This is a genomic window from Haloactinopolyspora sp., assembly GCF_027324685.1.
In the GTDB taxonomy this organism is placed as follows: domain Bacteria; phylum Actinomycetota; class Actinomycetes; order Jiangellales; family Jiangellaceae; genus Haloactinopolyspora.
In genome coordinates this window covers 61,186-68,732 of the sequence record NZ_DAHVSH010000122.1, presented here as the reverse complement: position 1 = coordinate 68,732, position 7,547 = coordinate 61,186, and the positions used below count along the sequence as shown (strand labels likewise).

Below are 7,547 nucleotides of genomic sequence, written 5' to 3'. Positions count from 1 at the left end.
GCCACCGCGTACCTGTCGGCCTACTGGGTCATGGTGGCCAACGGCTTCCTGCAACAACCCGTCGGGCACACGGTCGAGGACGGTGCCGCTCGCATCGGCGACTTCGCAGCTGTGTTGACCAATCAGCACACCGTCGGCGCGCTGTCGCACCTCGTCCCGGCCTGCCTGCTCACCGCGAGTGTCCTGATGGTCGGCGTGTGCTCGTGGCACTTCCTGCGCCGGACCCCGGAACTGGACTTCTTCCGACGATCGTTGCGCCTGGCCGTGGGCACCGGCTTTATCGCGTCGGTTTTCGTCGTCACGTTCGGCTACGCCCAGTTCGCTTACCTGACCGAGGCCAAGATGACGGCGATCGACGGCCCCGGGCGCCGCGCCGAACTGGCCGCCGAGATGCAGGAGAGATTCGGGCCGGGCGACTGGCTGCCGCCGGAATGGCTGTCGACGCCTTGGCTGATCATGGACCTCAGCGGGCATCTGTTCGTTCTGATCTTCACCGGGTTGCTTTTGTTCCTGATCATGAACGCCTTCGACCGCATCCGCCCGGTTCGCCTGCGGCGTTTCTGGCAGCGCTTCTACGTGTGGATCATCCCGTGGCCGTTCGTCGTGGCGATCTGCGGCTGGCTGCTGCGCGAAGTCGGTCGCCAGCCGTGGATGGTGTACGGCGAACTCACCGTCGCCGACGCCGTGTCACCGCGAAGCGCCGGATCGGTACTGGCCAGCCTGCTGATCTTCGGCACGGTGCTCCTCGTGCTCGCCGGCACGGACTGGTGGCTGATCGCTCGGCTGGCTCGGCGTGGTCCGCACGACATGGCGCTCGGTGCCGACGCGGACACCGTCGATGAAATCGATGACGACGGCGTCTCGGGTGAGCCGCTCACCCTCGTGGGGAAGGGCTGAACGATGCAGACCGTCTGGCTGGTGATGCTCGGGCTGATGCTCACCGGGTGGTCCGTTCTCGACGGCGCCAACCTGGGTCTGGGGATGTCGCTTCGCCGCCCCGGCCGTTCGGAGCGGGAGCGCCGGCTGCTGCTGACCGCGCTCGGTCCGTTCCTGCTGGCCGGAGAGGTCTGGCTGGTGGCCGGCGCGGGCCTGCTCATCGGTGTGTTTCCGGCTTTCGAGAAGGATCTGCTCGCGGCGTGCTACCCGATCGTCGTGGCGCTCGTGGTGTCGTGGGTGCTGCGCGATGCCGGGGTCTGGTTGCGCAGCCGCCGCCCGGGCCGACGGTGGCGCCGCGGCTGGGAGCGCACCGTCGCCGTGGCCAGCGGAGGATTCGCTTTCGCCTGGGGAGTGCTGTTGGCCAGCGTCGCCCAGGGGGTGCCACTGGACGGCGGGGTCGGCCTTGGGACACTGATAGGACCGTACTCACTGCTCTGGGGAGCCGCGATGGTCGCCGTGTTCACGCTGCACGGCGCAGCGTTCACCGCGATGCGCATGCCGCGTGAGCAACGCGGGGGCGCGGTGCGCGCGGCGCGCCGCTGCGGCCCGCTCGCCGCGGGCCTGCTGTTGGCCGGCGGCGTGGCCGTGCCGGTGTTCGGCATCGACCTGCTCCGGCCGGTGCCTGCTGCACTGATCCTCGTCGTGGCGGTCACAGCAGCCGTTGCCGGCCCGCGGCTGCTCGAGCACGGCCGCGACGGGCGGGCGTTCGCCGTCACCGCGGTCGCTGCCGCGGCGCCGTTGCTCGCCGTCGGCTCAGCCATGGCGCCGCTGCTGACGCACGGCACCGCCGGCCCGGACACCCTCGCGCTGCTGGCTCGGGTCACGCTGCCGGTCGTGCCGCTGCTCCTCGCAGCTCAGGCCTGGTTGTGGTGGACGTTCCGGCACCGCGTGGGCCGGGGATCGGCGGTGTTCTTCTGAATCGCCTCGCCCGCCGCCTGATCAGCACGCTTCCGGCCGCGCCGATCGTCGTCACCGCGCTCGCCGCCATGGCGGCGGCCGGCGCGGTGCTCATCGTGGTGCAGGCGCACCTGCTGGCGCGCGCGGTGGCCGACGGCGTGCTGGCCCAGTCGCCCCCGGGCGCACTGCGCGACGTGCTGGTCGCCCTGGCGCTGGTGTTGGCGGCCCGGGCCGCACTGTCGTGGTGCCAGCAGGTCGCAGCCCATCGTGCCGCGGCGTCGGTCAAGGCAGCCTTGCGCCGGCAGATGTTGCGTCGCACTCAGGAACTCGGGCCCGGTTGGCTCGCCGGGCAGCAGACCGGCGGCCTGGCCACCACGCTGGGCCGCGGACTCGACGCACTCGACCCGTACTTCACCGGGTACTTTCCGCAGCTGTTCGTCGCCGCGGTCGTGCCGGTCGCCGTCCTCGTCCAACTCGCCGTCGCCGACATCGCGTCGGCCGTCATCATCTGCCTCACCCTTCCGCTGATCCCGATCTTCGGGATCCTGGTCGGCCTGCAGACGAAGCGGTCGACCCGGCGGCAGTGGCGGGCGCTGGAGCGGCTCGGCGGGCACTTCCTCGACCTCGTGGCCGGCCTACCGACCCTGCGAGCCTTCGGCCGCGCCAGCGCCCAGGCCGAGCTCGTGCGCCGCGGCGCCGACGAGCACCGCAGGGCCACCATGTCCACGCTGCGCATCGCGTTCCTGTCCGCGCTGGTGCTCGAGCTCGTCGCGACGATGTCGGTGGCGTTGGTCGCCGTGCCGGTCGGGTTGCGCCTGCTCGACGGCGACGTCGACCTGTACACCGCCATGCTCGTCCTGCTGCTCGCGCCCGAGGCCTACCTGCCGTGGCGCTCGCTCGGGTCGCAGTTCCACGCCAGCACCGAGGGACTCGCCGTCGCCGAACGCGCCTTCGCGGTGGTGGATTCCGCCGGGGACCGAGGGCCCAGCAGGTCGCTAGGCGGGCTGTCGGTCTCCGTGGCGGAGAAGCATGCCACGGAGCCCTCTTTTACGCCGACTCCGCGAGCTCCCGCCCGATCGAACGACTCCTCCGGTTCCGATTCTGACGGCGGTTCGGGTGCTGTTGCGGTGCGGTTCGAGAACGTGACCGTGCGATATCCAGGGCGCGACCGTCCGGCGCTGGACGACGTGTCGCTGACCATCGACGAAGGTGAGCACGTCGCCCTGGTCGGGCCGAGCGGCGCCGGGAAGTCGACGCTGCTCGGTGTCGTGCTCGGGCTGGTGATCCCCGTCGCCGGGCGGGTGCTCGTCGCCACCGAGGACCAACACGCGCACGGGCCGGTGGATCTCGGGACGACCGACCTCGACGCGTGGCGGCGCCGGGTGGCGTGGGTGCCGCAACGCCCGCACTTGTTCGCCGGCAGTCTCGCCGCCAACATCACGCTCGGTGATCCCGCGGCCACCGACGAGCAGATCACCCGCGCCGCCCGGCTCGCCCACGCGGAGGAGTTCATCGAGACCCTGCCGCAGGGGTACGACACGATGCTGGGGGAGCGCGGCGTCGGCTTGTCGGCCGGCCAGCGTCAGCGCATCGCCCTGGCGCGCGCGTTCCTGCGTGACGCGCCGCTGCTCGTCCTCGACGAGCCGACCGCCGGCCTTGACTCCGGCAGCGAGGCCGCCGTGGTCGAGGCGACGCGGCGGCTGATGGCCGGGCGGACCGTGCTGGTGGTGGCCCACCGACCAGCTGTGGTGGCCGACGCGGACCGGATCCTGCGGCTCGAACGAGGCCGCTTGGTCGAGACGGACCGCGACGCCATGCCCGCGGGGGTGGCGTGATGGCGACGACCGCTTCGGCACCCGACAGGCAGCGTTCCGCGTCCAGCCGCGGCACCACGGCGGCCGGGCACGCCCCGACCCTGCGCGTGCTCGCCCTGCTCCGCGGGCACACGGGCCGGGTGGGCGTCGCGGTCGCCGCCGGGGTGGCGGCCGAACTGGGCGCGTTGGCTCTGATGGCCACGGCCGCATGGCTGATCGCCCGCGCGGCGCAGCAGCCGCCGTTGGCCGCGCTGTCGCTGGCGATCGTGGGGGTACGTGCCTTCGCCACGACACGTGGGGTCTTCCGGTATGCCGAACGGTTGGCCGGACACGATGCCGCCCTACGCGCCCTGGCGGCGCTACGGGCACGGGTCTTCGATGCGCTGGTGCCGCTGGCGCCGTCGGGGTTGCCCGCCTACCGCAGCGCCGACCTGCTCAGCCGCATGGTCTCCGACGTCGAGGCCGTGCAGGACCTCGTCGTCCGGGTGATCGTGCCGGTCGGGACCGCGCTGGTGGTCGCCGGGGTCGCCACCGGGTTCACCGCGGCCGTCCTGCCCGTGGCCGGGGTCGTGCTGGCGGTGGGATTGGCCGTGGCCGTCGCCGGTATCCCGGCAGTGACGACGGCGGCCGCCCGGCGCAACGCACGCAGCCTCGCCCCGGCGCGTGCCGAGCTCGCCGCCCGCAACGCCGACCTGATCGAGGGCAGCGCGGACCTCGCCGTCTTCGGCGCCACTCAGCGCGCGCTCGACGCCGCCGACGTCGCTGCGGACCGCTTGGCCGCGGTCGAGCGGCGAACCGCGTGGACCGGGGCCGCCGGCGGGGCGGCCACGATGCTCGTGCAGGGCGCCACGACCGTAGGCGTCACCGCCGTGGCGCTCGACGCGGCGGCGTCGGGGCAGCTGTCGGCTGTCCTGGTTCCGGTGCTCGCCTTGACCGCACTCGTGTCGTTCGAGCCGGCCATGGCGTTGGTCGGTGCCGCGCAACGGTGGCTCGAGGCACGAGCGGCGATCCGGCGGGTCCTGGCCGTCTTCGACACCGAAGCTCCGGTAGCCGAGCCGCCCCGGCCGCGGCCTGCGCCCGGCCGCGACGTCGAGGTCGACATCCGTGGACTTCGAGTGCGTTATCCGGGGGCTGCGCGCCCCGCGGTCGACGGCGTCGACCTGCACCTGGCCCCGGGGCGGCGAGTCGCCATCGTCGGCGCCAGCGGCTCGGGCAAGAGCACCGTGCTGGCCGCGATGATGCGCTTCATCGAGCCCGAGGCCGGCAGCATCCGCCTCGACGGCTACGACGTCAGCGAGTACGCAGGCGACGACGTCCGGCGGGCCATCACCGGACTCACCCAAGACGCCCACCTGTTCCACACCAGCGTGCGTGAGAATCTGCGCGTCGCCCGGCCCGAGGCGAGTGACGACGACCTGCGTGCGGCTTTGAGCGCGGCGCGGCTACTGGACTGGGTCGACGGGCTGCCGCAGGGGATGGACACCCTCGTCGGCGCGTCCGGAGCCCAGGTCTCCGGCGGGCAGCGCCGGCGGCTTGCGCTGGCGCGTGCGCTGCTGGCCGACCCGCCGGTGCTCCTGCTGGACGAACCCACCGAGGGACTGGAGCCACAGACCGCCGACGAACTGGTCGCCGACCTGCTCACGGCCACCCGTGGACGCACGACCGTCCTGATCACGCACCGGCTGGCTGGACTCGACGCCGTCGACGAGGTGATCGTGCTGCGGACTGGCCAGGTGGTGCAGCGCGGCCGGCACGACGAATTGGTGTCCGTGCCCGGTCCGTACCGCGACCTCTGGTGGGCCGCGGGCTGACCGGCACCGCGGTGCCTACGTCCTGCCGGCGTCGAGCGCTCGCACGAGGTCGCCCCACAGGTCGTCGACGTCCTCGATACCGACGGACAACCGCAGCAGCGACTCGGCCACCGTGACACTCTCGGTGGGCCAGTGCCGGCGCCGTTCCAGGCTCGACTCGACGCCGCCCAGGCTGGTGCTGTGCACCCACAGCCGCACGGCGCCGACGACCCGATCAGCAGCGGCCGCACCACCGGCGACCTCGATCGAGACCATCGTCCCGAACCCGGGATAGCGCACCCGCTCCACGGCTGGATGCCCACGCAGCCGCCGCACCAGCTCGCCCGCGTTCGCCTCGGCGCGGTCGAGGCGGACACCCAGCGTCCGGACACCGCGCAAGGCGAGGTAGGCCTCCATCGGTCCCGGCACCGCGCCGTGCAGCCGCCGCTGCCCGTCCACGCGCTGGAACAACGTGTCGTCGGCGGTGACCACGGCTCCGAGCACGACGTCGGAATGCCCCGCGAGCAGTTTCGTCGCGCTGTGCACCACGACGTCGGCGCCGAGGTCGAGTGGGCGCTGACGCAATGGGGTCGCGAACGTGTTGTCGACGACGGTCACCGCGCCGGCGGCGCGTGCGGCCCGGGCGGCCGCGGCGATGTCGGCGACGTCGAGGTTCGGGTTGGTCGGTGACTCGAGCCAGACCACCGACGCGGACCGTGCGGCCGTGGCGATCGCCTCGGCGTCGGTGACGTCGACCTGGATCATCCGGGCCGCACCGGCCGCCTCGAGTTCACGGATCTGGTCCAGGACGCCGAGATAGGCGTTGTCGGGGGCGACGACGACGGCGTCGTCGCCGGTCAGTACCGACAGCACCGCCGAGCTGGCGGCCAGGCCCGAAGCGAACGCCAGCGCCCGCCCGCCTTCCAGCTCCCCGAGCAACTGCTCGAAGGCCGTCCACGTCGGATTGCCGTACCGCCCGTAGGCCATGGGGCCGCCGGCGTGGTACGTCGAAGCGAAAGTCACCGGTTGGTTGAACGGCGCGTCCGGGACCGGCTCCGGGCGGGCGCCTGCGACCAGCCAGGTCGCCGTACGCACCGCGTCGTGGGACGGAGCAGCCTTGCGTTCGGGTTCATTCATTGTGACCGCCAGTGCCGGAGAGCGTCAGCGACACCGTCGACGTGCGCGTCTCGCCCGCCTCGATGGTGACATGGGTGCCAGTCGTTCGCCGCACACCGGTGACGCCTGCGGCCGGCCAGCTCGTCGCCGGCTCCACGGCCAGCACGTACGCCTCGGAATACCACGGGAATCCGCTGACGCCGCCGGCCTCGAGCCAATACCAGGCATAGGGCATGCGTGCGGCATCCCACGTCAAGTCCGCACGCAGGCCCAGCGAGTCGTTCACCACCGCCGCGTGCCCGTCGGTGAAGTCGGCCAGGAACGCCAGCCTGCTCACGCCGGAGCGTGGCCCGGGCAGCTGCCGCAGGTCCTCACCCGTATCTGGCAGCGTCGGCCATGCGCCGGCGGCGAGATCGGTGGTGTGGACCGTGGCGGCGGCCACCTCGACCCGCGTCTGCGGCCCGACCAGCGGGGCACCGAGGGCCGGGTGCTGGCTCCACATGACGTCGATGGGTACCGCACCGGTGTTGGTCACCGTTTCCGCGACACTCACCGTCGAGCCGTCGACGCTGACGCGCTTGGTGACCGAGAACGGGCTCCGGACGAGGTCAGTGGTCAGCGCCACCGCGGAGTCGCCGTCGGGGCTCCAGTCGTAAGCGGCCAGCCAGGCCTCGCCGTGCATGCCCCACTCGACGCCGTGCTCGCTCGTCGCGTCGCCGCCGTTGGGAAACACCGTCTGCCAGCCGCCGGGGTAGGCCTGCATGAGCTGCGCCTGGCTACTGCCGGCGGTCGAGCACTCGCCGCGGGGGCGTAGTCCCCACCGGGTCTTCCACAACACATCGACGTCGAGCGGGCGCCACCGCAGCGATGTCACGTCGCCGCCCTTGCCGGGCACGACGTCGACGTCCAGAACATCGGAGGCCAGGTGGACGATCTCCCAGTCCCGGTACGTCGTGGTGGTGATGCCTGCCATCGGCCGTCCTTTCGTCGCCGC

Annotated in this window: 6 protein-coding genes; 4 read left to right on the top strand and 2 right to left on the bottom strand. The window is 72.5% G+C overall.

The annotated features are described in order from the left end of the window. The 4 genes from M6444_RS14100 to cydC all read left to right on the top strand — a co-directional run. Window positions 1-897: cytochrome ubiquinol oxidase subunit I (locus M6444_RS14100; protein WP_298328526.1), on the top strand; the 897-nt coding region annotated here is incomplete at its 5' end. Window positions 898-900: 3 nt separating this feature from the next. Beyond that, window positions 901-1,854 carry a cytochrome d ubiquinol oxidase subunit II gene (locus tag M6444_RS14095; protein ID WP_298328523.1) on the top strand — a complete coding sequence of 318 codons (954 nt, stop codon included), beginning with the start codon at window positions 901-903 and terminating at the stop codon, window positions 1,852-1,854. Between the two features lie 68 nt (window positions 1,855-1,922). Then, window positions 1,923-3,668 carry a thiol reductant ABC exporter subunit CydD gene (gene cydD, locus M6444_RS14090; RefSeq protein ID WP_363326375.1) on the top strand — a complete coding sequence of 582 codons (1,746 nt, stop codon included), beginning with the start codon at window positions 1,923-1,925 and terminating at the stop codon, window positions 3,666-3,668. Then, the gene (gene cydC, locus M6444_RS14085) at window positions 3,668-5,458 is read left to right on the top strand and encodes a thiol reductant ABC exporter subunit CydC (RefSeq protein ID WP_298328516.1); all 1,791 of its coding nucleotides are present in this window, start codon (window positions 3,668-3,670) and stop codon (window positions 5,456-5,458) included. Before cydD ends, cydC begins: the two co-directional genes overlap by 1 nt. A gap of 15 nt (window positions 5,459-5,473) precedes the next feature. On the opposite strand, the gene M6444_RS14080 is transcribed toward cydC, so the two are convergent. Both M6444_RS14080 and M6444_RS14075 read right to left on the bottom strand, forming a co-directional pair. Next, complete coding sequence (locus M6444_RS14080) at window positions 5,474-6,574, bottom strand: PLP-dependent transferase (protein WP_298328514.1); 1,101 nt, start codon at window positions 6,572-6,574, stop codon at window positions 5,474-5,476. Continuing rightward, window positions 6,567-7,526 (bottom strand): aldose 1-epimerase, encoded by a 960-nt coding sequence (locus M6444_RS14075; protein ID WP_298328511.1) that lies wholly within the window; start codon window positions 7,524-7,526, stop codon window positions 6,567-6,569. Before M6444_RS14075 ends, M6444_RS14080 begins: the two co-directional genes overlap by 8 nt. Window positions 7,527-7,547: the final 21 nt, after the last annotated feature.

Bases quoted from the DNA above. Each gene is read 5' to 3' on its own strand.
- M6444_RS14095 (WP_298328523.1), top strand. From the start codon at position 901: ATGCAGACCGTCTGGCTGGTGATGCTCGGGCTGATGCTCACCGGGTGG.
- cydD (WP_363326375.1), top strand. From the start codon at position 1,923: ATGGCGGCGGCCGGCGCGGTGCTCATCGTGGTGCAGGCGCACCTGCTG.
- cydC (WP_298328516.1), top strand. From the start codon at position 3,668: ATGGCGACGACCGCTTCGGCACCCGACAGGCAGCGTTCCGCGTCCAGC.
- M6444_RS14080 (WP_298328514.1), bottom strand. From the start codon at position 6,574: ATGAATGAACCCGAACGCAAGGCTGCTCCGTCCCACGACGCGGTGCGT.
- M6444_RS14075 (WP_298328511.1), bottom strand. From the start codon at position 7,526: ATGGCAGGCATCACCACCACGACGTACCGGGACTGGGAGATCGTCCAC.